Annotated in this window: 24 protein-coding genes; 8 read left to right on the forward strand and 16 right to left on the reverse strand. The window is 31.8% G+C overall.

Features of this window, described 5'->3' with window-relative positions:
• Nucleotides 1–6: 6 nt before the first annotated feature.
• The 3 genes from C8N27_RS05945 to C8N27_RS05955 are packed head-to-tail and all read right to left on the reverse strand — an operon-like array spanning nt 7 to nt 1874.
• Nucleotides 7–498 carry a methylated-DNA--[protein]-cysteine S-methyltransferase gene (locus C8N27_RS05945; protein ID WP_121146634.1) on the reverse strand — a complete coding sequence of 164 codons (492 nt, stop codon included), beginning with the start codon at nt 496–498 and terminating at the stop codon, nt 7–9.
• Nucleotide 499: 1 nt separating this feature from the next.
• Nucleotides 500–1117, reverse strand: a complete 618-nt coding sequence (locus C8N27_RS05950) for a hypothetical protein (RefSeq protein WP_121146635.1) — start codon at nt 1115–1117, stop codon at nt 500–502.
• Complete coding sequence (locus C8N27_RS05955; RefSeq protein ID WP_121146636.1) at nt 1110–1874, reverse strand: TatD family hydrolase; 765 nt, start codon at nt 1872–1874, stop codon at nt 1110–1112. Before C8N27_RS05955 ends, C8N27_RS05950 begins: the two co-directional genes overlap by 8 nt.
• A 36-nt stretch (nt 1875–1910) precedes the next feature.
• Between C8N27_RS05955 and C8N27_RS05960 the strand changes: the two genes are divergently transcribed.
• Nucleotides 1911–2390, forward strand: a complete 480-nt coding sequence (locus C8N27_RS05960) for a retropepsin-like aspartic protease (RefSeq protein ID WP_121146637.1) — start codon at nt 1911–1913, stop codon at nt 2388–2390.
• Nucleotides 2391–2451: 61 nt separating this feature from the next.
• Here the strand turns inward: C8N27_RS05960 and C8N27_RS05965 are convergent, their stop codons facing one another.
• Nucleotides 2452–3639, reverse strand: coding sequence for a pyridoxal phosphate-dependent aminotransferase (locus C8N27_RS05965; protein ID WP_208639305.1), 1188 nt, complete (start codon nt 3637–3639; stop codon nt 2452–2454).
• A 24-nt stretch (nt 3640–3663) separates the two neighbouring features.
• The gene (locus tag C8N27_RS05970) at nt 3664–4755 is read right to left on the reverse strand and encodes a fatty acid desaturase family protein (RefSeq protein ID WP_099215170.1); all 1092 of its coding nucleotides are present in this window, start codon (nt 4753–4755) and stop codon (nt 3664–3666) included.
• Nucleotides 4756–4900: 145 nt separating this feature from the next.
• Between C8N27_RS05970 and rsmG the strand changes: the two genes are divergently transcribed.
• A complete protein-coding gene (rsmG, locus tag C8N27_RS05975; protein WP_099215171.1) occupies nt 4901–5530 on the forward strand; it encodes a 16S rRNA (guanine(527)-N(7))-methyltransferase RsmG in 630 nt (209 codons plus the stop codon).
• Here rsmG and C8N27_RS05980 read toward each other — a convergent pair.
• The 6 genes from C8N27_RS05980 to chrA all read right to left on the reverse strand — a co-directional run bounded on the left by C8N27_RS05980 (nt 5527) and on the right by chrA (nt 9924).
• Nucleotides 5527–6153: a low molecular weight phosphatase family protein gene (locus C8N27_RS05980; protein WP_121146638.1), complete on the reverse strand. Its 627-nt coding sequence runs from the start codon at nt 6151–6153 to the stop codon at nt 5527–5529. The genes rsmG and C8N27_RS05980 overlap by 4 nt on opposite strands.
• Nucleotide 6154: 1 nt before the next feature.
• On the reverse strand, nt 6155–6622 hold the full coding sequence (locus C8N27_RS05985; protein WP_121146639.1) for a DUF6428 family protein: 468 nt from the start codon (nt 6620–6622) through the stop codon (nt 6155–6157).
• Nucleotides 6623–6670: 48 nt separating this feature from the next.
• Nucleotides 6671–7000 carry an ArsR/SmtB family transcription factor gene (locus tag C8N27_RS05990; protein WP_121146640.1) on the reverse strand — a complete coding sequence of 110 codons (330 nt, stop codon included), beginning with the start codon at nt 6998–7000 and terminating at the stop codon, nt 6671–6673.
• A 79-nt stretch (nt 7001–7079) separates the two neighbouring features.
• Complete coding sequence (locus tag C8N27_RS05995) at nt 7080–8312, reverse strand: DEAD/DEAH box helicase (RefSeq protein ID WP_099215174.1); 1233 nt, start codon at nt 8310–8312, stop codon at nt 7080–7082.
• A 59-nt stretch (nt 8313–8371) separates the two neighbouring features.
• Nucleotides 8372–8779 (reverse strand): hypothetical protein, encoded by a 408-nt coding sequence (locus C8N27_RS06000; RefSeq protein ID WP_121146641.1) that lies wholly within the window; start codon nt 8777–8779, stop codon nt 8372–8374.
• A 23-nt stretch (nt 8780–8802) separates the two neighbouring features.
• Nucleotides 8803–9924 (reverse strand): chromate efflux transporter, encoded by a 1122-nt coding sequence (gene chrA / locus C8N27_RS06005; protein ID WP_121146642.1) that lies wholly within the window; start codon nt 9922–9924, stop codon nt 8803–8805.
• Nucleotides 9925–10079: 155 nt separating this feature from the next.
• Between chrA and C8N27_RS06010 the strand changes: the two genes are divergently transcribed.
• Nucleotides 10080–10715 carry a YceI family protein gene (locus C8N27_RS06010; RefSeq protein WP_167444726.1) on the forward strand — a complete coding sequence of 212 codons (636 nt, stop codon included), beginning with the start codon at nt 10080–10082 and terminating at the stop codon, nt 10713–10715.
• 85 nt (nt 10716–10800) lie between these two features.
• Here the strand turns inward: C8N27_RS06010 and C8N27_RS06015 are convergent, their stop codons facing one another.
• Nucleotides 10801–11454, reverse strand: a complete 654-nt coding sequence (locus C8N27_RS06015) for a hypothetical protein (protein WP_121146644.1) — start codon at nt 11452–11454, stop codon at nt 10801–10803.
• A gap of 100 nt (nt 11455–11554) precedes the next feature.
• On the reverse strand, nt 11555–12466 hold the full coding sequence (locus C8N27_RS06020) for a glutaminase (protein ID WP_121146645.1): 912 nt from the start codon (nt 12464–12466) through the stop codon (nt 11555–11557).
• A gap of 328 nt (nt 12467–12794) precedes the next feature.
• Here C8N27_RS06020 and C8N27_RS06025 point away from each other — a divergent pair, with 328 nt between their 5' ends.
• Complete coding sequence (locus C8N27_RS06025; protein ID WP_099215179.1) at nt 12795–13181, forward strand: hypothetical protein; 387 nt, start codon at nt 12795–12797, stop codon at nt 13179–13181.
• A 91-nt stretch (nt 13182–13272) separates the two neighbouring features.
• Here C8N27_RS06025 and pruA read toward each other — a convergent pair whose 3' ends face one another.
• Nucleotides 13273–14898 (reverse strand): L-glutamate gamma-semialdehyde dehydrogenase, encoded by a 1626-nt coding sequence (pruA, locus tag C8N27_RS06030; protein ID WP_121146646.1) that lies wholly within the window; start codon nt 14896–14898, stop codon nt 13273–13275.
• Between the two features lie 141 nt (nt 14899–15039).
• On the opposite strand from pruA, the gene C8N27_RS06035 reads away from it, so the two are divergent.
• The 4 genes from C8N27_RS06035 to C8N27_RS06050 are packed head-to-tail and all read left to right on the forward strand — an operon-like array spanning nt 15040 to nt 19589.
• The gene (locus tag C8N27_RS06035) at nt 15040–15759 is read left to right on the forward strand and encodes an NRDE family protein (RefSeq protein ID WP_121146647.1); all 720 of its coding nucleotides are present in this window, start codon (nt 15040–15042) and stop codon (nt 15757–15759) included.
• 32 nt (nt 15760–15791) lie between these two features.
• Nucleotides 15792–16463: a hypothetical protein gene (locus C8N27_RS06040; RefSeq protein WP_121146648.1), complete on the forward strand. Its 672-nt coding sequence runs from the start codon at nt 15792–15794 to the stop codon at nt 16461–16463.
• A 7-nt stretch (nt 16464–16470) separates the two neighbouring features.
• Nucleotides 16471–18252, forward strand: a complete 1782-nt coding sequence (locus C8N27_RS06045; protein WP_121146649.1) for a hypothetical protein — start codon at nt 16471–16473, stop codon at nt 18250–18252.
• Between the two features lie 5 nt (nt 18253–18257).
• A complete protein-coding gene (locus C8N27_RS06050) occupies nt 18258–19589 on the forward strand; it encodes a hypothetical protein (RefSeq protein WP_121146650.1) in 1332 nt (443 codons plus the stop codon).
• On the opposite strand, the gene C8N27_RS06055 is transcribed toward C8N27_RS06050, so the two are convergent.
• Both C8N27_RS06055 and apaG read right to left on the reverse strand, forming a co-directional pair.
• Nucleotides 19586–20698 carry a DUF3667 domain-containing protein gene (locus C8N27_RS06055; RefSeq protein WP_121146651.1) on the reverse strand — a complete coding sequence of 371 codons (1113 nt, stop codon included), beginning with the start codon at nt 20696–20698 and terminating at the stop codon, nt 19586–19588. The genes C8N27_RS06050 and C8N27_RS06055 overlap by 4 nt on opposite strands.
• A complete protein-coding gene (gene apaG, locus C8N27_RS06060; protein ID WP_121146652.1) occupies nt 20698–21084 on the reverse strand; it encodes a Co2+/Mg2+ efflux facilitator ApaG/CorD in 387 nt (128 codons plus the stop codon). Before apaG ends, C8N27_RS06055 begins: the two co-directional genes overlap by 1 nt.
• Nucleotides 21085–21096 lie beyond the last annotated feature (12 nt).

A 21096-nucleotide genomic window follows, 5' to 3' on the forward strand; every position in this document is an offset into this window, starting at 1 on the left:
AAGAAATTAAAACAAAGTCTGTTGTTTGGCTCCACTTTCGTGTTCCAATAACCATTTTTTACGCCAAATACCTCCTGCATATCCAGTTAGAGAGCCATCAGAACCCACAACTCTATGACAAGGTATGATAATCCAAATAGGGTTTTTACCGTTAGCAGAAGCTACCGCACGAATTGCTTTTACATCTCCTAATTGTTTGGTTTGTTCTAAATAGGTTCTGGTGCTACCAAAAGGAATATGTAATAACTCATTCCAAACAGATTGTTGAAACGTTGTTCCTTGTGGGTTTAACTTTAGGTCAAATTCTTTTCTGGTACCAGTAAAATATTCATTTAGTTGAGTAACGCAATCTTGTAAACAAGTTGGAGTTTTATTTGAGGTAATGAGGCTAGTGGAAGTATCATCATCTAATACAGAAATTGATTGAATTCCGTTTTCATCGCCATCAATTTTGGCAATTCCAATAGGAGTTTTATAATATGTAGTTTGTAGGTTCAATTTAATCTAAGTGTTGATATTTTCTTTTTTGCCTGTCTGAACTTTTAAAATATAAATCGTTAATAAAAGGATATTTTTTTGAAATTTTTAAACGAATTGTTTTTTTGTTTTTACAATCCTCTAAATTACTACAATTAATACTGTCTTTATGAAGCCTTGTTCTAAAAAAATAATTCTGGTTATTAAGGCTATAGTTTATATATAGATCTAAAGAAGGGTAATGCCCTTCCAAAACTTTTGCTATTTTTCCATTAACATAAATACCATTTTGAATTAATTCTTTTGGGTTTAATGGTTTTTCAGTTAGTAATAATTTACTAACACTGTTTTTTTTTGAACTATAAAGGATAGGGTAAAACTTTAGTTTTTCGGGTAAGGTGTTATTGTTTTGGATTTGCTGTGAACCATTATGAATTTTACCATTAACTGAATATCTATATTCTACATATTTTCTTGTTCTAACAGAAGAAACGTTTTTTACCAAGGCTACGCTTTTAACACCTTCTTTGTCTAAATTTGTATATAAATAATCAATATCACTTCTTGAAAATTTATATATAATATAAAATGCAACGAAAAATAAAAATATTAAATCTTGACGGAATATTTTTTTAAACACCAAAAACGTCTTTAGAATTCTGTGTAGTAATTTCCGAAATTTCATCGAAAGTCAATCCATAAATATCTACCAACTTATCCACAACATTAGTTATGTAGCTACTTTCATTACGTTTACCTCGATATGGAGTAGGAGCTAGGTACGGGGAATCGGTTTCTAACACAATGTGTTTGATATCAATTTGATTTAAAAACTTGTCAATTTTTCCATTTTTAAATGTCGCTACACCACCAATTCCTAATTTCATGTTGTAGGAAATTGCTTTTTCAGCTTGTTCTAAAGTTCCTGTAAAACAGTGGAAAATTCCGTATAAATCGTCTCCTTTTTCTGTTTCTAAAACTTCAAAAATTTCATCAAAGGCATCACGACAATGAATTACAATAGGTAGTTTTTTCTCTTTTGCCCACTGAATTTGCGTACGGAAGGCTTCTTGTTGTTGTGGTAAAAAAGTTTTGTCCCAATATAAATCGATACCAATTTCACCAATCGCATAAAAATCACGTTTATCTAGCCATTCTTTTACATGTGCTAATTCTTCTTGGTAGTTCTCTTTTACCGAAGTAGGGTGTAAGCCCATCATTAAAAACACATCTTCTGGATAGTTTTTTTCTAAGTCGAACATACGTTCTGTATACGAACTATCAATTGCAGGAATAAAAAAACGAGAAACACCAGCTTTTTTAGCGCGTTGTATCATTTCGTTTCTGTCTTCGTCAAACTGACTTGAATATAAGTGGGTGTGTGTATCTGTAATCATTTATTGCCGTATCTTTACGAGACAAAAGTACAAGAAATGGCAAGTTTGAAAAAAGTATTACGAAAAAAGAAATACATTAAAATAAAACTCAAAAAAATGATCACAAATCATTTAGAGTTAGATGCGGAGATAAATGGTGTTAAAGGAAGGTTTATTTTAGATACAGGCGCTTCCAATTCGTGTGTTGGGTTAGATTTAATAGAGCGTTTTAAACTTGTTTCTGAAGAAAGTGAAGTGAAAGCTGCTGGAGCAGGAGCGACGGATATGGAAACACATAAGTCAGGAAACAATTCTCTTAAAATAGGGAAGTGGAAAGCGAATGATTGTGATTTAGTATTGTTTGATTTAACGCATGTAAATACGGCTTTAAAACAACATGATGCTGATGAGGTAGACGGAATTATAGGAGCAGATATTTTAGAGTTGGGGAAAGCCTTTATTGATTATAATAAGAGAGCATTGTATTTAAAGAAGCTTAAAAAGAAAAAAGTTAGAAAATTAAAAGTTCCATTTTAGAACATAAAAAATCCGTAAGACGCGTCTTACGGATTTTTTTATACTTAATAGTTTAAGTTAATTAACTTAAAACTTCTTTAATTCTCTTGATTGCCTCACGTAATTGTAATTCAGAAGCAGCATATGATAAACGAACACAGTTTGGTGCACCAAAAGCTTCACCAGTAACCGTAGCAACATTTGCTTTTTCTAACAATAACATAGAAAAATCATTTGCATCTTTAATTTCTTTTCCTTGGATTGTTTTTCCGAAGAAATCAGAAATATCAGGGAAAACATAAAAAGCCCCTTCTGGTACGTTTAATTTAAACCCATCAATTTCTCCTAACAACTGTAAAACTAAATCTCTACGTTTTTTAAACTCATCTACCATATATTGTACTTTTTCAGGAGATGCTTTTACAGCCGTAATTGCAGCGCGTTGAGCAATACAGTTAGTTCCTGAAGTAATTTGACCCTGCATTTTAGTACAAGCCTTAGCAATCCATTCAGGAGCTCCAATATAACCAATTCTCCATCCTGTCATGGCAAAAGCTTTAGCCAATCCGTTAACAGTTATGGTACGGTCGTACATGCTTTCAATAGCAGCAAAACTAAATGGTTTTGTTCCGTAGTTAATGTGCTCATATATTTCGTCAGATAAAATATAAATATCTGGATGCTTTTCTAATACTTTAGCTAATGCTCTGTATTCTTCCTCGCTATAAATTGTTCCACTTGGGTTATTTGGCGAGTTAAAGAAAATCATTTTTGTTTTTGGCGAAATAGCAGCTTCTAATTGTTCTGGAGTGATTTTGAAATCATTTTCAATAGAAGAAGGAATTTCGGTAAATTTAGCTTCACACAAAGTTGCAATTGCAGAATAGCTTACCCAATAAGGAGCTGGTAATAATACTTCATCACCAGGGTTTAATAATACCTGAGCTACGTTAGCAATAGATTGTTTTGCTCCTGTAGAAACAACTACTTGGTTTGGAGCATATGTTAAGTTATTATCACGCTTAAATTTCTCACAAATAGCTTCTTTTAACTCTACATATCCATCAACCGGAGTATATGAGTTGTAATCTTGATTAATAGCTTCAATAGCGGCATCTTTAATAAAATCAGGAGTATTAAAATCTGGTTCTCCTAAACTCAAGCTAATGATGTCTTTACCTTCAGCTTTTAATTCTCTTGCTTTAGCAGCCATTGCTAAAGTTTGCGATACTGGTAAACTTTGAATTCTGTTTGATAATGCGTTTGACATTGTGTTGTTATGTTGTATGTTGATTTATGCTAATTGCGGTTTTTTCCCTAATTCAGCTAAGTGTCTAAAGTGCTCAATAACTGCTCTACGTGTAGTATTGTATTCGTTGTAAGGAAGGTTAAATTCCATAGCAGTTTCTTTTACAATTTGAGCTAACTTATTATAATGAATATGAGAAATATTAGGGAAAATATGGTGTTCTACCTGATGGTTTAAACCACCTGTGTAAAAGTTGATAAACCAATTTCTTGGAGCAAAATTTGCTGTGGTGTATAATTGGTGAATAGCCCATGTGTTTTTCATATTACCATCTTCATCTGGTAATGGAGTTTCTGTTTTAGGAACAATATGTGCTAATTGGAAAACCACACTTAAAATGATTCCTGCAGTATAATGCATCACAAAAAATCCGATTAATACTTTCCACCAAGCAACATTCATTACTGCGATTGGTAATACTATCCAAAGAGAATAATAAATAACTTTAGAAACTACTAATTTAGTCCACTCTTTAGCTGGATTTGGAAACTCACCGTATGATAACTTACGCTTTAAATAGCTATGCATTTGTTTAAAATCGGTAGTAATTGCCCAGTTAATAGTTAACAATCCGTATAAAAAGATTGAGTAATATTTTTGGAATTTATGAATCCATAACCACTGTGTGTGTTTTGAAAAGCGGATAATTCTACCTGCATCCATATCTTCATCATGGTCTTGAATGTTTGTGTACGTATGGTGTAATACATTGTGTTGTACCTTCCAGTTGTATACATTACCAGCTAAAATATAAATACTGCTTCCAAAAAGCTTATTTACCCATTTTTTGCTTGAAAATGATTCGTGGTTGGCATCGTGCATAACATTCATTCCTACTCCGGCCATTCCAACACCCATTAAAATTGCAAGTGCTAACTTTATCCATTGCGACATGTCAACAGTTAAAATTAATATAAACGGAACGATAAACATAGCTAACATAATAATAGCTTTTGAATATAGTTTCCAGTTACCTGTACGCTTAATGTTGTTTTCTTTAAAGTAAGTGTTAACTCTTTTATTTAGAGTTCTAAAAAACTTAGCTTTGTCTATTCTTGAGAAGTTTACTGTCTTCATTTTTTGTTTGTTTGTACCGCAAAAATAAACGTTTTTGGTTCACGGTTATTGCTAAAGACTAACTTTTTAACTAGATTAATATCTTTTGCATAAAAATTAACAATACCAATTAGTTTTTTATTTTTGCAGTGGAAAAAATCACTTCATGGAACTTATAAAAAAATACTTTGACAATTTATCAGAAAAGCAGTTAGAACAATTCTCTAAGTTGCAAGAATTATACCAAGACTGGAACTTAAAAATTAATGTTGTTTCTCGTAAAGATATTGATGAGTTGTATTTACGCCACGTATTACATTCGTTAGGAATAGCAAAGGTGATGGAGTTTAAAGCAGGAGCCAAAGTAATGGATGTAGGTACTGGTGGAGGTTTTCCAGGAATTCCGTTAGCTATTTTGTTCCCAGAAACACAATTTCATTTGGTAGATTCTATTGGAAAAAAGATAAAAGTAGTGAATGAAGTTGCTGAAGGATTAGGTTTACAGAATGTGAAAACGACACATGGACGTGTTGAAGAAGTAGACGATACTTACGATTTTATTGTAAGTAGAGCAGTAGCACAAATGGAAACGTTTCACCGTTGGGTAAAAAATAAAGTGCACAAAAAACAAAATCATGCACTTAAAAATGGAATTTTATATTTAAAAGGTGGTGACCTTACAGAAGAACTTGCGAACTTCCCTAAAGCCACCATTTATAATTTGCCCGACTTTTTTGAAGAAGATTTCTTTGAAACCAAAAAAGTAGTGCATTTACCTATGAAATTTAAAGGTTAATTTTTTACAGTAGAAAACACATAGTGCATTTCAGCTGCAATTTGTAAACTACGTTCCAAGTATTTCTCTTTTTCAGAAGATGTACCGTCGTATAATTTAGGGTCTTCATAGGTAACAGGAATCCTCTTATCAGCACCAGCAATAAAAGGACATCCTTTGTCGGCTTGTGAGCAGGTCATGATAGCACAAAATGCAGAAGTAGGATTGAATGTATCATCATATTTTTTAGAAAAACCTATTATAGAAGGGATGTTTTCTGCGTACTTTATTGCATAAATAGGGTTTGTGCCTTCAGATAATTGCTGAATTCTAAACCCGTTACCTACTAAAGTATCTACAACTGTTGCGTTCATAGCAGTAGCTTCTGTTCCTCCTGAATAAGAAAGTACATTCGGAATTTGATAATAAAAAGCCATCGTTTGTGCCCATACTTGCGATAAATGACTTCTTCTTGAATTATGAGTGCAAATAAAATTCAGATTTATAACTTCTTTATTGTTCAGTTTTTCCTGAATGTAACTTACAAGAGGTTGTAAAACTTGTTTTCGCTCTTCTGAAACAGTTGGTAAATTTGAAAGAGTTTGCTGTATTTTAGTAAATGGTGATGAGGTTTGTGTATTCATATTAGCAGCACCCTGAATTTGGTTCACAAGTAGTTTGTTTTTGTAAATCTGATAGTTTCACTCTTGGTTTTTCTGTTGGAATTCCGCAGTTATCTTTCGCTAAACAATCCGTTTGTTTCGTAGTAAGTAAGAAGTTGGTTCCGTCAAAATCCAATCCATATTTTCCTATGGTACTTCCTTGGTATTCTACCTCGATTTCTAAATCAGGAATATTTAATACTTTTTCTGATAACTCAATAATGTGAATTAATTTTTCTGGGTGTAATCTATGATCGTAATCATTTGCGTTCCATAACTGAAAATTCACTACTTCTTCATTTCTAACGGTTCCACCACAGTCGATAAAGTTTTTAGTGATTTTACCTACTTCAGTTACGTGAAAATGATTAGGAACTAGGCTACCGTCAGGTAATTGAAAAGCAATAGTTTTTAGTGCGCTTAAGTGTTGTTTGATTTCTGATAGTTTCATGGTTATAGTATTTATTGCAATATTACGATTAATGATTTCAAATTTTTTTTAGCAACAATTTTTATTGTTTGTATCAAGGTCTAAAAAAGAAGAAAGTAAGGTTTTAATTTCTTTCCAGATTGAAGGATTAATACAATAGCAAACGCTAGTTCCTTCAATAGTTCCTTTAATAATACCAACTTTTTTTAATTCTTTTAAATGTTGCGAAATAGTAGGTTGTGCCAAGCCAATTTCATTTACCAAATCACCACAAACACAAGAATTCAATTTGAATAAGTGTTGTATAATAGCAATACGAGCTGGGTGCCCTAACACTTTTGCAATCGTAGCTAATTGATTTTGCTCTTCAGTAAATATTTCTGATTTGGTTAACCCCATTGATTAATTATTATATTGCAATATTACGATTAATAAATAAAACACCAACTATTTTTTAGTGTTATTTTTTATAAAAAGTTTAATACCAGCGTTTTTTCTTCTTTTTAGAAGCTTCTGATTTTCTTCCTTTTTTGTGTTTACTAACAGTGTTGGGTTGTTTTTTCTTCTTTGGTTTTGCTAGAGGGAATGGATGGTCTTCTACAATTTTTATAGTTCTATCCATAAATTCTTGAATTGCCTTGATGTAAGAAGTTTCATCAGCACTACATAACGAAAAGGCGATTCCAGATTTACCAGCTCTACCTGTTCTACCAATTCGGTGTACATACGTTTCAGGAATGTTTGGTAAATCTACATTAATTACAGCATCTACTTTGCTTACATCAATTCCTCTGGCAGCAACATCAGTGGCAATTAAAATATTGGCTTTGTTATTTTTGAAGTCTTCTATGGCTTGATTACGCAAGTTTTGCGATTTATCACCATGTACACTGGTTGCTTTATAACCGTTTTTTTGTAGTGTTTTTTCTAACTTGTCAACTCCAAATTTGGTACGACGAAATATAATGATGCGTCCTTTTATGGTGTTTCGTAGTAAGTGTAAACACAAGTCGACTTTGTGTTTTTTAGGGGTGTAGTATAGTAACTGACCAATGTTTTTAGAAGTGGTTTCCGCAGGTGAAATATCTACTTTTTCAGGATTACGCAACATCGATTTGGCTAAATCATTTACCTTATCAGGCATTGTAGCAGAAAACAATAAGGTTTGTTTTTTACGCGGACATAACTCTTCTATTTTCTGTACATCGTCAATAAAGCCCATGTCTAGCATTAAATCGGCTTCGTCGAGTACTAATGTTTTTAGTTGCCTAACATCAATACTACCTTGTTTGTGTAAATCGATAAAACGACCTGGAGTAGCAATTAAAATATCAACTCCTTTTGCCAATACATCTTTTTGAGGTTGTGTAGCCACACCACCATACACAACAGTACTTCTTAAATTAGTATACTTACTATATGCTTTAAAGTTTTCTTCAATTTGAATTGCCAGTTCTCGAGTAGGACTTACAATTAGTGCTTTTATCTTCTTAGCTCTTTTTTCAACATCTTCCTCTTTAGAAAGCTCTTGAATAATAGGCAACGCAAAAGCTGCTGTTTTACCTGTACCTGTTTGTGCAGCTACAATGACATCTTTTTTGTTAAGTACTAACGGAATAACTTCTTGTTGTACTAGCGTTGGTTTGTGGTGTCTTTCTTCGGTAAGTGCTTTTAAGATAGACTTGCTAAGTTGTAGGTCTGAAAACTGCATCAAATATTTTTTTGCAAAGGTAGTTCAAAATAGAAGATGATAAGTTTCGAAACTTATTATTAATTAATTTCTGAACTTTTCCTGTTTTGTATCCTTAATGCAATTTGTATTTGTTGTAGTGCATTGAATTGAGTTTCTAAACTTTTTGTCATTGATTGTATAATAGGCTTAGTTAGATTAAGACTATCTAATTTGTTATATAGATCATCAGAAAGATTTTTTTTGTAAGACTCTTTCATTTCAGTTAAATATGAGCCGTATGATATATTTGGAAACAAAGGAGCATCCCATGAGTTTGTTTTGTTGATATAATTCTCTAATTCAATTTGTAATTCTTTCGATAATTGTTGAGTTGACTTGTACTGAACTTTTAAATAATCTAATTCTTCGGTAGGTTTTCTATGGAAGCTATACCAGAAAGTTAATAATGCAATTGCTATCCCAATGACCCCAATAATATTTTCCATTTTTGTGAAATTTAATTTCTAATTTACCAATAAGTTAAAATATATCCTAACATAGCACCTCCTAAAACAATAAAAGCACTGTTTATTTTTTTTAAATAAAAAACAGCAAGAAGACTTATGATGGCAATAACAATAGTGCGCCAATCTGTAATAGTATCTTTAGCCATTGTTATACAAACAGCAATAATTAACGCAACGGCAGCTACATTTACAGCATCTAAAATAGCACCAATAAGCTTCGATTTCCTCATTTTAGGAATCAACGGATTTAAAACTAAAACAAAAAAGAAGGATGGTAAAAATATTCCAACAGTTGCTACCAGTGCACCCGTTATTCCATTCATTTGCCAACCAATAAAAGTAGCGGTAGATAAAACAGGACCTGGAGTTATTTGCCCTACAGCAACTGCATCTATTAGTACTTGTCTTGAAAGCCATCCGTTAGTGACCAATTCTGCATCTAAAAAAGCAAATAATACATAACCACTTCCATATAAAATTGCACCAACTTTTAAAAAGGTTAATAAAATTTTCAGATTGTTGGCTTGAAGCGTTTCACTTGCCTGAAATAGAAAAAAAGGAAGTATGCTGGTTAAATTAGTACGGTTTTGGTTGAAAAAACAGAGTAACGCACCTAGTAAGCCACAACCAAACAAAGCAGCTATTTCATTAACACCTAAAAGGCAGGCAACTAAAGTGATTACCCCTAAAATAGCTAAAGATGTGTTTTTTACAGCTTTTTTACCTAATCGATAAGCAGCCATAACAATAATGGCAATTACTGCGGGTTTTATTCCGTAAATAAAGGGTTCAACTTTAGGAAGCTGACCATATTCTTGGTATAACCACGCAACTATTGATGTAATTACTACGGCAGGAAAAATAAAACAAAAACCAGCTACAATTAACCCTTTCCAACCAGCTCTTTCATGCCCGCAGTGCATGGTCATTTCAGTAGAGTTGGGTCCAGGTATTAAATTGGTAGCTCCCATTAAATCCAGAAAATGTTGCTGAGTCATCCATTTTCTTTTCTTAACAACTTCGTCTTCCATCATAGCAATATGTACGGCAGGTCCGCCAAAAGCAATACAACCTAGTTTAAAAAATAGTTTGGCGACTTCTTTAAGTTGAGTTTTTTGTGACATTTTAAAGTGTTAGAAAAATAGATTTTAGTGGTTTTTGGAGGTAAATTTAAATAAAAGTACACTGGTTAAAGCTTTTTTACACTTTTTTGACAATTGATTTACACTTTTAACGGAAGGTTGCGATAGTTTTGATGAAAACTTTAAATACGAATAGTATGAAAACCATTAAAAATAGAATTTTGTTAGTTGGGGTATTACTAACTATAGTTTTGGTAAGCGGGTTTGCTAAAAGTACTTCAACAGTTACACCAAAAGAAATAAAAGAAGTAGCCGAAGTTGTAAAAAACAAGACGATTAATATGTTTGTAACACACGGACATTGTAGTACACCATTTGGAGGTATTGTAAACGATTTAAAAGTGGATATTCCTGTACGAATGGATGCTGGAAATCCGTTAGAAAACATGAGTATTTCGTTTGAGGTTAATCCAAACTCATTTAGAGTATGTAGAGGTGATGAAGCTGATTTAACTGCAAGAATTAAAACAAAAGGGGTATTTATTAATGATCAAAACGACAACATAACGTTTAGAACTACGAATGTTTTTGTGATGGGGGTAGATTGGTATCAAATTAACGGAATGATGTCTATTAAAGGAGTTGAAAGAGAAGTGAAGTTTTTTGCCACAGGAATTAGAGATTCATACAAAAGCATGTCTAGCGAACTGGTATTGCAAGGTCAGGTAAACTTATTAGATTGGGGGATTGATTATGATAAATTAGTAAACGGGCAATCATCAAACGTTCCAACAAAATGGTTGTACTTAAATATGAAAATTGAGTTGGGTTAATTGGAGAAATTTAAAAAGTCACATAACAGTATGGAAAATAGTGTTATGTGATTGTTTTACTGATGATTCAATGTTTTTACACTGGTTAAATACGTTTAATTTCTCTCGAAAATTGAAATGATTTTAAGAGACCTCTTGAGTTGTCAATCTTTAAAAGATCATTATGGAACTGAGTCAAGGTTTTTACTGCATTTATAAAAATGCTCATACGTTTATTAGCAACTTCATATCCTTTCCTTGTTTCTTCTGAAGTTGGATTTTCAATTAATTGAGTTCTATAATGAACTAGATTATTTCTTTCTTTTATGATTTTTATCATGGATTCATAATATTGGGAATCAGTTTGAAGAGATTCTGAATAAATCAATTTTAGAACTATTTCCCATTTTGCTGAAACTTTTAATTTATCCAGATTCTCATAGTATTTAGAGCCTAATTCAATTCTTCCAATTTCATTTATTAAAGCTTCGTAATAGGAAGCCAAAATTATAATTCCTTCAATACTACTTTTATACTTTTCTTTTTCAAGAGTAGAAATACGAATTGAAAGTCTAATTTTTTCTATTGGAGGAAATAGTCCTTCATCTGATTGAGCAATCGAATCATTTTTTTTTCTTAAATCAACTAACTCATTTTCGTATTTCAATAATCTATGATAAATATCGATTGAAATTTGTAAAAACAATTCTACATGCCCTCTTCTGAACCGACCTTTAGAATCTATATATGATTTTTCCAATTATTTGATTTTAGTTTGTGTGATTTTTTAGATAAAAATATGTTTTAACAATTTGTATTTAATGGTAACCAAATTAGTTTAATTAAAGGGAAGAATCAACCTAAAAAATAGACTGTTCAGAAAGCGTAGTAAACTCCTCTAAAAAGCGCATACCTCTATAGGAATTTCCTTTTTTGTTTAATTTAGGGCTCCATACAGCTATGGCATACTGGTTAGGGTGTATGGCAATAATACCTCCACCAACTCCACTTTTTCCCGCTAATCCAACTTTAAAAGCAAACTCACCAGATTCGTCATAAAACCCACAGGTTTGCATTAGTGCATTAATTCTTTTCGATTGACTTTTGGTCAATATTTGTTCTCCTTGTCGTGTTTTTCCGTTATTGGCTAAGAAGAAAAACAATTCAGAAAGTTGTTCGCACGTCAGTTCCAACGAGCATAAATCGAAATAGAAATCTAGCACAACTTCAGGATCGTTGTATATGTTTCCATAGGATTTAATAAAATTACATAAGGCTACATTTCTATATCCTACCGATTTTTCAGAAGCCGCAATTTTTGCTGAGTAGTCAATGTTTTTATTTTTGGAAAGACTTTTAATGAAATTCAATAAATCTTCCTTCGGGTTTACCAAACTGCTAATTAAAATATCGGCAATAACAATAGCACCTGCGTTGATAAACGGATTTCTAGGAATACCATTATCCGTTTCCAGTTGTATCAATGAGTTAAAACTATTTCCAGATGGCTCAACACCTAATCTGTCCCAAATAGATTCACCAAGATGCTTATACGCCAAACAAAGTGATAATACTTTAGCAATACTTTGAATAGAAAATTTTTCTTGAAAGTTTCCTAATCCAAAATTAGTATTAGTAACTGTTGAAATATGTACACCAAATTTATCAGCATCAATGGTAGCCAATTCAGGAATATAGGTAGCTAACTCCCCAATATTTTCAATAGGAGTTATTTTTTGATACACGTTTTCAAGTATTTCTTTGTAATTCATTGCTTGTTAAAATAAAACGAATTGATGCTAAACGAAATTAGTTGAATTCTATTTGAAAACAAATAAAAAAAGTAACTACTTCTTTTATACTGTTTTAAGGTGTGTTTATGGTTGATTATCAGGTGTTTGTGGTGTTTGTTTAAAATCGAGTCTATTTATTTTTGAACTTAGCATTGTCGAAAAGAAGCGCTATTAAAATTAAGGGTCTAAATAAAGGATACAGATACATAAAATGAAAAAAGTTTAGTAGTGCAAAGAATTTTAAAGGTGTAATCCGAAAAGCCTATTATAAATAAAGTAGGAAATTAACTAACTAAATTTTTATATTATGTCAAGTATAGCATTAGAAGCTCTTGGAGCAGAGGTAGGTAAATTCCTTAGTCATGCAAATGATAAGGTATGGCTTCAAAACGGAGTTCAAGGAAAAGGAGAAGTTTTCGAACTTAAAAAATTAAAAGATAATCGTGTAGCCTTAGAATGTAAAGGAGCTGAAAAAGGAAAGTATCTTAGCCATGCATTTGGTAAATTGTGGTTGCAAGATGGTGTGCAAGGAGAAGGAGAAGAATGGATAATGAAAGATCATGGAAAAGGAAATGTATCTTTTGATTGTTTAGGAGCAGAGAAAGGTAAAACGCTTAGTCATGCTTTTGATAAGATGTGGCTTCAAGAAGGATATCAAGGAGAAGGTGAATTGTGGGCTAAAAAACACGAATAAAAACTTTTCTTCTTGAAGGAAAATAAAAAAGCAACCTCATTTGAGGTTGCTTTTAATATATAGTAAGATTCCTTATTAGGAGGTTCTTTTCTTATCCTAAAAATGGGTAGCGGTAATCTACAGGAGAAACAAAAGTTTCTTTGATTAAACGAGGAGATACCCAACGTAATAAGTTTTGAGCAGATCCTGCTTTATCGTTTGTTCCTGAAGCTCTAGCCCCACCAAATGGTTGTTGTCCTACAACAGCACCTGTTGGCTTATCGTTTACATAGAAGTTACCAGCACAGTTTTCTAAAGCTTTAGTAGCTTCAGCAACTGCATAACGGTCTGTAGAGAATACAGCACCAGTTAAAGCGTATTCAGAAGTTCCGTCAACTAACTTTAAAGTATCAGCCCAATCTGCATCTTCATATACATAAATAGTTACTACAGGACCGAATAATTCAGTTTCCATAGTAGTATATTTAGGGTTTGTAGTTAAGATAACAGTTGGCTCAATAAAATATCCTTTTGATTTATCGTAGTTACCACCAGCAAAAATCTCAGCATCAGCATCCGCTTTAGCTTGGTCAATATATTTTGCTAACTTATCAAAAGAACCTTCGTGAATTACAGCAGTAATAAAGTTACTCATGTCTTCTGGAGAACCCATTTTAAAAGAAGCGATATCTTCTTTTACGTAGTTCAATGTTTCTTCAGCTAACGATTTTGGTAAGTATACTCTTGAAGCGGCAGAACATTTTTGACCTTGGAATTCAAAAGCACCACGAGAAATACCTGTAGCTACTTGTTTTGGATTAGCAGAAGGGTGTGCAATGATAAAGTCTTTACCACCAGTTTCTCCTACAATTCTTGGGTATGTTTTGTAAGTATGAATGTTTTCTCCAATCTTTTTCCATAATTCCTTAAATACATAAGTAGAACCTGTAAAGTGGATACCAGCAAAATCAGGAGAAGATAAAACTACATCAGTAATTTCAACAGGATCACCATAAATTACGTTGATAACACCGTCTGGTACACCAGCTTCTTTAAATACATCTACAATTACTTTTGCAGAGAAAATTTGGCTATCAGATGGTTTCCAAACTACAACGTTCCCCATCATTGCAGCTGATGCAGGTAAGTTTGCAGCAATTGCAGTAAAGTTAAATGGAGTAATTGCGTATACAAACCCTTCTAACGGACGGTACTCAACGCGGTTCCAAATTCCGTTATCAGAGTTTGGTTGCTCGTTGTAAATTTCAGACATGTACTCTACGTTAAAACGTAAAAAGTCGATTAACTCACATGCAGCGTCAATTTCAGCTTGGTGAACTGTTTTTGATTGAGCAATCATAGTTGCAGCGTTAATCTTTGCACGGTAAGGACCAGCAATTAACTCAGCAGCACGTAAAAAGATAGCAGCTCTTTGTTCCCATGGCATTTGTGCCCATTCAGTACGAGCTTCTAAAGCATTAGCAATAGCTTTTTCAGCATGAGATCTATCTCCAATATGATATTGTCCTACCACGTGTTGGTGATCGTGAGGAGGAGTCATATTACGAGTGTTTCCAGTTCTAACTTCTTCGTTACCGATGTACATAGGTACATCTACAGATCCGTTAAAATATTCTTTGTATTGTTTAGAAACGGCTTCGCGCTCTGGAGATCCAGGAGCATATCCTTTTACCGGTTCGTTAATGGCAGTTGGTACGTGAAAAAATCCTTTTCCCATTTGTATGTTGTTTGTTGAATTAAATTTCTTTCTTTGTTATTGAAAAAGTCCAATAATGAACTTTCTTAAATGACAAAGTTACGGTTATTTTAGGAATATTTAAATGGACATAAGGCTGGAATTATATAAAACTAAAACAACATGTGTACGGTAACTTATTTACCTTTAGGGAATAATGATTTTATATTAACTTCAAATAGAGATGAAGATCCGAAACGAAAAACAATAGCGCCTAAAACGTATGTTGAAGAAGGAGTGAAGTTAACGTACCCTAAAGATGAATTAGCAGGAGGAACTTGGATAGGTTTAAGTGAAAAAAACAGATTGATTTGTCTGTTGAATGGTGGATTTACAAAACATCAAAGAGCAGAGTCGTATAGAATGAGTAGAGGGGTTATTGTAAAACAACTATTAATCGTAGATAATCCTGTTGAGGTAATCAATCATTTTGACTTTGATGGTATAGAGCCTTTTACTATTGTGTTGGTTGATTGGAGTAGTAATTTACAAGCGTATGAATTAGTTTGGGATGGTGCTAAAAAGCACTTTCAACAGTTAGATGATGCACCTAAAATTTGGTCTTCATCAACATTATATAATGAAGAGATGAAGCAGTTAAGAAGAGACTGGTTTGCTGAATGGTTATTGGATAATAAAGATTTTCATCAATCAGAAATTATTAATTTTCATCAAGATGAAACCAAGGGAAATCCTGAAATTTCTTTAAAAATGAAACGAACTTATGTAGAAACAGTAAGTGTAACATCTGTTATGAAAAGCGAGCAAGAACTTACCATGAGTTACTACGATTTACATGCAAATATTAACAAAATAGAGGCAGAAATCATTCGTTTGTTATAAAAGCTATTTAATACCTTTGCAAAAAAGTTTTTATGAATAAAAGATTATTATTACTATTTTCTGTAATTTCTATTTTCTTATTTACAAGTTGTTTTGAGTTTGTTGAAGAGGTAACTTTTAATAAAGATGGTTCAGGAAGTGCTGTACTTACCATTAACTTAAGTAAAAGTAAAACTAAGCTAGCTTCTATAATGCTACTTGATAGTATAAATGGCTACAAAGTACCTTCAAAAGTAACCATAAGAAAAAAAGTACAAGAAATAGTTTCTAAAATTAAAGGAACAAAAGGAGTTCATAATGTAAAAAACACGTTAAATTTTGATGAGTTTATTGTAACAGTTTCGTGTGATTTTGATAACGTGGAAGCTTTAAATGAAGTAATAGCTAATTTTAGCTCTAAAAAGCATATAGAAGCTATCAAAAAAAACAAACATTTTACGTTTGACGAAAAGAGTAAAACATTTACAAGAAGTCATCATTTCGATTTAGGAAAAGAGTTTAGGAAAACAAAAAACCAAGACCGTAAGGTGTTTGAAACAGCAACCTATACAAGTGTTTATAGGTTTGAGTCACCGATAAAATCTACAGAGAATAATCAAGCAAGAATATCAAAAAGCAAAAAAGCTATTATGTTGCATTTACAAGCACAAGACATTATAGCAAACAATCAAACAATCAAAAATAAAATACAATTAGAGAATTAAATTTAGGATGAAAAAAATTATTGCTACACTACTGTTATTAAACACATATACAGCTATACAGGCTCAGCTATTAGAGTCTAAAATACCTAACAATGTAGATGTGTTAGTTTCTGCAAATGCAGAAAACTTATTTAAGTTGATAAAAGTATCAGATATAGATAAAAGCGCTATTGGAAAAGAGATTTTAAAAGACTTAAATAGAAGTAATAAAACTTACAGAGTAGAATCTGTAGTTGAGTCAGAGTCAGATGAAAAGAAAGAAGACTCAAAAGAAATAGAAGAAAGAAAAAAAGTGTCTTCAGTAGCTAACGCAGGTATAGACATTAAATCAAACGCTTATTATTTTTTCAGTAAAACTGATAGTATTTCATATCATAACTTTTACGTTGAGTTGAAAGATAGAGAGTTGTTTGAGTCAATGTTAAGTAAACGAAATAAGAAGAAGATAAGACGAATGGAGGGCTACAACATTATAGAAGGACGTAGCGATATTAGAATTTGGAATGATGATTATCTTTTGTTAGTGAATGGAGATGTTTCTAGAGGGTATTTCTCAACTCACAAAGAACGTTTAGATAAACTAAAAGAGGAAAAAGAGTACGGTTATTCATTTAGAAAAAGAATAGGTAAAGGTTGGACAAAAAAGTATGTGCTAGACTTATTTAATAAGAATGTTATCAGTTCTATTGCTTCTAATACTAAGTTTCAAAAGAGTAAAAAGAAAAATGCATCAGCAACACTTTGGGTTCGTAACTATGGTATGTTAATGACAGATTTATTTAAATCTTTTGGTAGTTCTTTGTACCCTTTATATACAGATGTAGGAGATCAAAATATTTATGGGGTTGAAGAAGTGACTGCTAATTTGTTTTTTGATAAAAACGATGCAAGAATTTTATTAGATATGTCGGTTAGTCCTGATATGAAGAAATCTTTTAAAAAGATCTATAATAAAAGAATGAGTCGTAATCTAGTAAATAGCTTTGATCACGATAAAGCATTAGCATTTTGGAGTATTTCTATTGATACTGAAGAAACATTAAAGCAATATCCAGAATTATTGAACAAGATGTACGGAGGTATTTTGCCTAAATTTCAAGAAGAAATGGAAATTGTAGGAGATTTATTTTCTTTAGTTATAGATGAAGAAGCTATTGGAAGACTAATTACAGGTGATGCTCTTTTAGTGTTAAACGATTTTTCTAAAAAAGAAGTAGAGTATACTACTTATAAGTACGATGAAGATTATAAGCGTAAAGAAGTAACAAAAACTAAAGAGGAATTTGTTCCTGATTTTACGTTAATGATTGGTTCAAAAGAAGAAGATTTATTGAATAAATTTTTCAAATTAGGAGAAAAGCATAAAGCTGTTGAAATTGAAAACAACGTTGTAAAGTTTAAAACTAAAAAATCTGACATACCATTCAACTTATATTCGGTAGTTAAAAACGATGTGTTGTATTTAACAACCTCACAAACTAATGCGTTAAGTATTGCAAGAGGAAATAATAACTTCAACTCTAAGAAACATAGTAAATTAGTAAGAGATAATTCAACAGTGTTTTTTGTTGATGTAAATGCGGTTTTAAATAAGATTCCTAATAAGTGGATGAGTAAATCTGAAAAAGAAGCAATGCGTTTTTCAACAAATAACTTAAACGACGGAGTGTTTAGAGTATCTAGGATGAGAGGTAATACAATTTCTTCTGAATTAAAAATTTCTACTCAAGGAACAGAAGAAAACACGTTAAAGTTATTGTTAGAGTTTATCAATGCAGTAGCGAAGTAAGCTAAATGATAAAAAGAATAGCATATATACTCATAATAGTATGCTGTATTATAGTTACGGTTGGTTTTTTTAGATATAATCCAACCGTAACTTATACAAAAAAAGTTCCAGCATCAGCTGAAACAGTAGTCTATATTAATCTTCGAGAAATAGAATACAACATAGTTCTTAGTTTTTTAAAGCATCCACTTTCTCAGTTAGACTTTAAGGAATCTTCAGCTTCAAAAGAAGAGGAAAAGAAAGTAACATTATTAGATGAACTAGAAGTGCCTAATAGTTTGTTTTTCTATACCAATAAACAAGCGTTTAAAGACTTTTTTATTAGTAGCCCAATAGTTGTTAAGGAGAAAATTATAGAAGCTTTAAAAGAAGAGAATTTTACTGCAAAAAATGTTAGTAAAACTACAGTTTATAGCAAAGGAATAATAAGTTGTGTGCTGCAAAATAACTCTTTGCAAGTGTTATTGAAAAAACATAAAAAAGCACAAATATCACCTGAGTTATTATCTAAATTAAATCAAGAAAATTACTTTTCTGAAAACGATTTAATTTTTAAACAAATAAAGAATAGTAAACAGCCAGTGGCTATTAGTACTTTACAAGGAGACTTTTTTGAGTTTGTTATAGATGGAAGTAGTTTAAGAATCAAAGGTGAGTTGAGTGAAGAAAACAACTTTTTTGAGCCATTTAAAGCGACATCAGTAGCTGGTTCAATACTGAGTGTGTCAGGAAAGCTAAATACTGAACTAATAGCTGATAAATTAGGCGAAAACCTAAAGAAAAAGTTTAAAAAACTCACAACATTGTCATTAGACTCAGTTACTAATAAATGGGACGGAGTAGTAGAGGGTAATCTTACTTCTTTTATAGAAAAATCAGATACCATTGTAACTTATGAATATGATGATGATTTTAATAAGGTAGAAAAAAAGGATATTCAAAAAACGATAACACCTAAGGTTACTTTTGAGTTGCAAGGAAACGACCTTTGTGATTACTTGAAAGAAAAAGAAGTGATTAAGAGAGTTGAGAATGAGGATCTATTAACATTAATGCCTTTGTTTACTACTTACAGTTTTTGTAAAGGAAACGGCTTAAAATTTACATCTGAAAAAAATCAAAAGCTAACTAAAGATATCGACGGAAACAATAAGTTTTATTTCTTGTTTAATGTCGCCAATTATCAAGAAAAAGACAGAGGTATTTACTCTTTAAAAAATAAATACCTAGATAAGGTAAAAACAATACAGTTGTTAGTAACTAATAATAATCAGTTAGATGCAACTATAGAGTTAAAAAACACTTCTAAAAACGTCTTTTTACAAATGCTAGATTAATAAAAAGCAAAAGCAGCAAACGATATAGCAATAGAGCCGAGCATAGCTAATATAAAAAACATTGTATTAGCAAGTATATATTTCATAAATGTCTTAAAGTACCCTTGATTATAAAACCTTTTCATGGCTATGAATAAATAAATCATGAAGAGTATTAAAAATACAGGTAAGAAGCTATTAGAGTGTTTGAAAAAATCTATAATGTAAAAAATAGAAAACAGCAGGAAGAGTACAGTTTGTACGTGAAATACAAAAACAAGATGCTCTACATATGTATACTTTCTTCTAATGTAAATAAACTTTAAGAACAAAGTAAATAAAGGTAATAGTATAAATAGTGCGATAGAAGCATAGGATAGTACTTGGCGGAAAAACTTTTTTGCTTCATCTTTATCTAAAAAAACTGAGTTAAAAACTTTTGCACGTGAGTACCAAAAACGGTTGCTAAAGTTTTTCTCTGCTTTTAAGCTGTCTAAAGCAGCTTCAATAGGAACTTTAGGGTGCGCTTTTTGAAATTTCATAAATTTTACGATTCTGAAAGAATCGTTAGAGTCAGTTTTGGCCGGTTCTTGTTCAGAATTATATGAAACTGATGTGGAATCAGGTTTAGGCTGTGTCTTTTTTGCTTCAAGGGAGTCTTGGTTTTCAAGTTGCTTGAAAACTACATCTTGAATCGAGTCAAGATCTACTTCAATAGCATCGCTATTATCATTGTTTAATTTAATTTGAGAATTACTACTTGAAGATTTACCGATTCTTAATTCCTCAAATTTTTTATAGCTATCGGTTATACTTATGATTAAAAAAAAGATAATTGAAGTAGCTAAATAAAACCTAAATGGATTGGTGTATCTAGTTCTTTTACCGTCAATATAATCTTTAGAAACTTTCCCTGGGTTTATTAATAATGGAATTAGCGTTCTCCAAAACTTAGTGTCTAAAGAGAAAAAACCAGCAAAAAGTTCGCGAAGAAAAATGCCTAAGGTAATTTTTTTGCCTCTATTTTTTTGTCCACATTCAGGACAAAACTTTTCATTGTTGGTAAAAGGATGTCCGCAGTTTAAACAGTTAGCATCTCTTATAACTGGAACTTTGTTTTTTTTTATCATTAGTTTAAAATAGCAGTAGTGGTTAATTGAAAAGTTGGAATGGTTACTAAGAATTCCTCGAGTGTTTTTACATTAATCATTTTATAATTACCTCCCATAGCGCCAGTAGTAGAAAGTAAAAAACAATTAGATCTATAGTTATAAATATCGTTAGGTTTTAAGGTAGGGGTTTCTCCAACAACACCTTCACCTTCCACATATTCAGTGCTATTAAGAGCATCAAAAATAACCCAAAAACGTTCTAGTAGTTTTACAGTGTCTTTTGATCTATTTTCTATAGAGATATAGTAGCTAAAAGCATAGTACTGTCGATGCCCTCTGTAAACAGAGCCCCTAAATGATGTTTTTACAGAAATCTTAATGCCTTTTGTTACTTGTTGAAACATATGATAAAGATA

It is taken from the genome of Tenacibaculum discolor (assembly GCF_003664185.1).
GTDB lineage: Bacteria > Bacteroidota > Bacteroidia > Flavobacteriales > Flavobacteriaceae > Polaribacter > Polaribacter discolor.

What these genes read in the sequence shown, in the direction of transcription:
- C8N27_RS05970 (WP_099215170.1), bottom strand. Translation starts at nt 4,755, where the DNA reads ATGAAGACAGTAAACTTCTCAAGAATAGACAAAGCTAAGTTTTTTAGA.
- C8N27_RS06010 (WP_167444726.1), top strand. Translation starts at nt 10,080, where the DNA reads ATGAAAACCATTAAAAATAGAATTTTGTTAGTTGGGGTATTACTAACT.
- C8N27_RS05980 (WP_121146638.1), bottom strand. Translation starts at nt 6,153, where the DNA reads ATGAATACACAAACCTCATCACCATTTACTAAAATACAGCAAACTCTT.
- C8N27_RS06020 (WP_121146645.1), bottom strand. Translation starts at nt 12,466, where the DNA reads ATGAATTACAAAGAAATACTTGAAAACGTGTATCAAAAAATAACTCCT.
- pruA (WP_121146646.1), bottom strand. Translation starts at nt 14,898, where the DNA reads ATGGGAAAAGGATTTTTTCACGTACCAACTGCCATTAACGAACCGGTA.
- C8N27_RS06035 (WP_121146647.1), top strand. Translation starts at nt 15,040, where the DNA reads ATGTGTACGGTAACTTATTTACCTTTAGGGAATAATGATTTTATATTA.
- C8N27_RS06025 (WP_099215179.1), top strand. Translation starts at nt 12,795, where the DNA reads ATGTCAAGTATAGCATTAGAAGCTCTTGGAGCAGAGGTAGGTAAATTC.
- C8N27_RS05990 (WP_121146640.1), bottom strand. Translation starts at nt 7,000, where the DNA reads ATGGGGTTAACCAAATCAGAAATATTTACTGAAGAGCAAAATCAATTA.
- chrA (WP_121146642.1), bottom strand. Translation starts at nt 9,924, where the DNA reads ATGTCACAAAAAACTCAACTTAAAGAAGTCGCCAAACTATTTTTTAAA.
- C8N27_RS06050 (WP_121146650.1), top strand. Translation starts at nt 18,258, where the DNA reads ATGATAAAAAGAATAGCATATATACTCATAATAGTATGCTGTATTATA.
- C8N27_RS05995 (WP_099215174.1), bottom strand. Translation starts at nt 8,312, where the DNA reads ATGCAGTTTTCAGACCTACAACTTAGCAAGTCTATCTTAAAAGCACTT.
- C8N27_RS06000 (WP_121146641.1), bottom strand. Translation starts at nt 8,779, where the DNA reads ATGGAAAATATTATTGGGGTCATTGGGATAGCAATTGCATTATTAACT.
- C8N27_RS05985 (WP_121146639.1), bottom strand. Translation starts at nt 6,622, where the DNA reads ATGAAACTATCAGAAATCAAACAACACTTAAGCGCACTAAAAACTATT.
- rsmG (WP_099215171.1), top strand. Translation starts at nt 4,901, where the DNA reads ATGGAACTTATAAAAAAATACTTTGACAATTTATCAGAAAAGCAGTTA.
- C8N27_RS06055 (WP_121146651.1), bottom strand. Translation starts at nt 20,698, where the DNA reads ATGATAAAAAAAAACAAAGTTCCAGTTATAAGAGATGCTAACTGTTTA.
- C8N27_RS05960 (WP_121146637.1), top strand. Translation starts at nt 1,911, where the DNA reads ATGGCAAGTTTGAAAAAAGTATTACGAAAAAAGAAATACATTAAAATA.
- C8N27_RS05965 (WP_208639305.1), bottom strand. Translation starts at nt 3,639, where the DNA reads ATGTCAAACGCATTATCAAACAGAATTCAAAGTTTACCAGTATCGCAA.
- C8N27_RS06045 (WP_121146649.1), top strand. Translation starts at nt 16,471, where the DNA reads ATGAAAAAAATTATTGCTACACTACTGTTATTAAACACATATACAGCT.
- apaG (WP_121146652.1), bottom strand. Translation starts at nt 21,084, where the DNA reads ATGTTTCAACAAGTAACAAAAGGCATTAAGATTTCTGTAAAAACATCA.
- C8N27_RS05955 (WP_121146636.1), bottom strand. Translation starts at nt 1,874, where the DNA reads ATGATTACAGATACACACACCCACTTATATTCAAGTCAGTTTGACGAA.
- C8N27_RS06040 (WP_121146648.1), top strand. Translation starts at nt 15,792, where the DNA reads ATGAATAAAAGATTATTATTACTATTTTCTGTAATTTCTATTTTCTTA.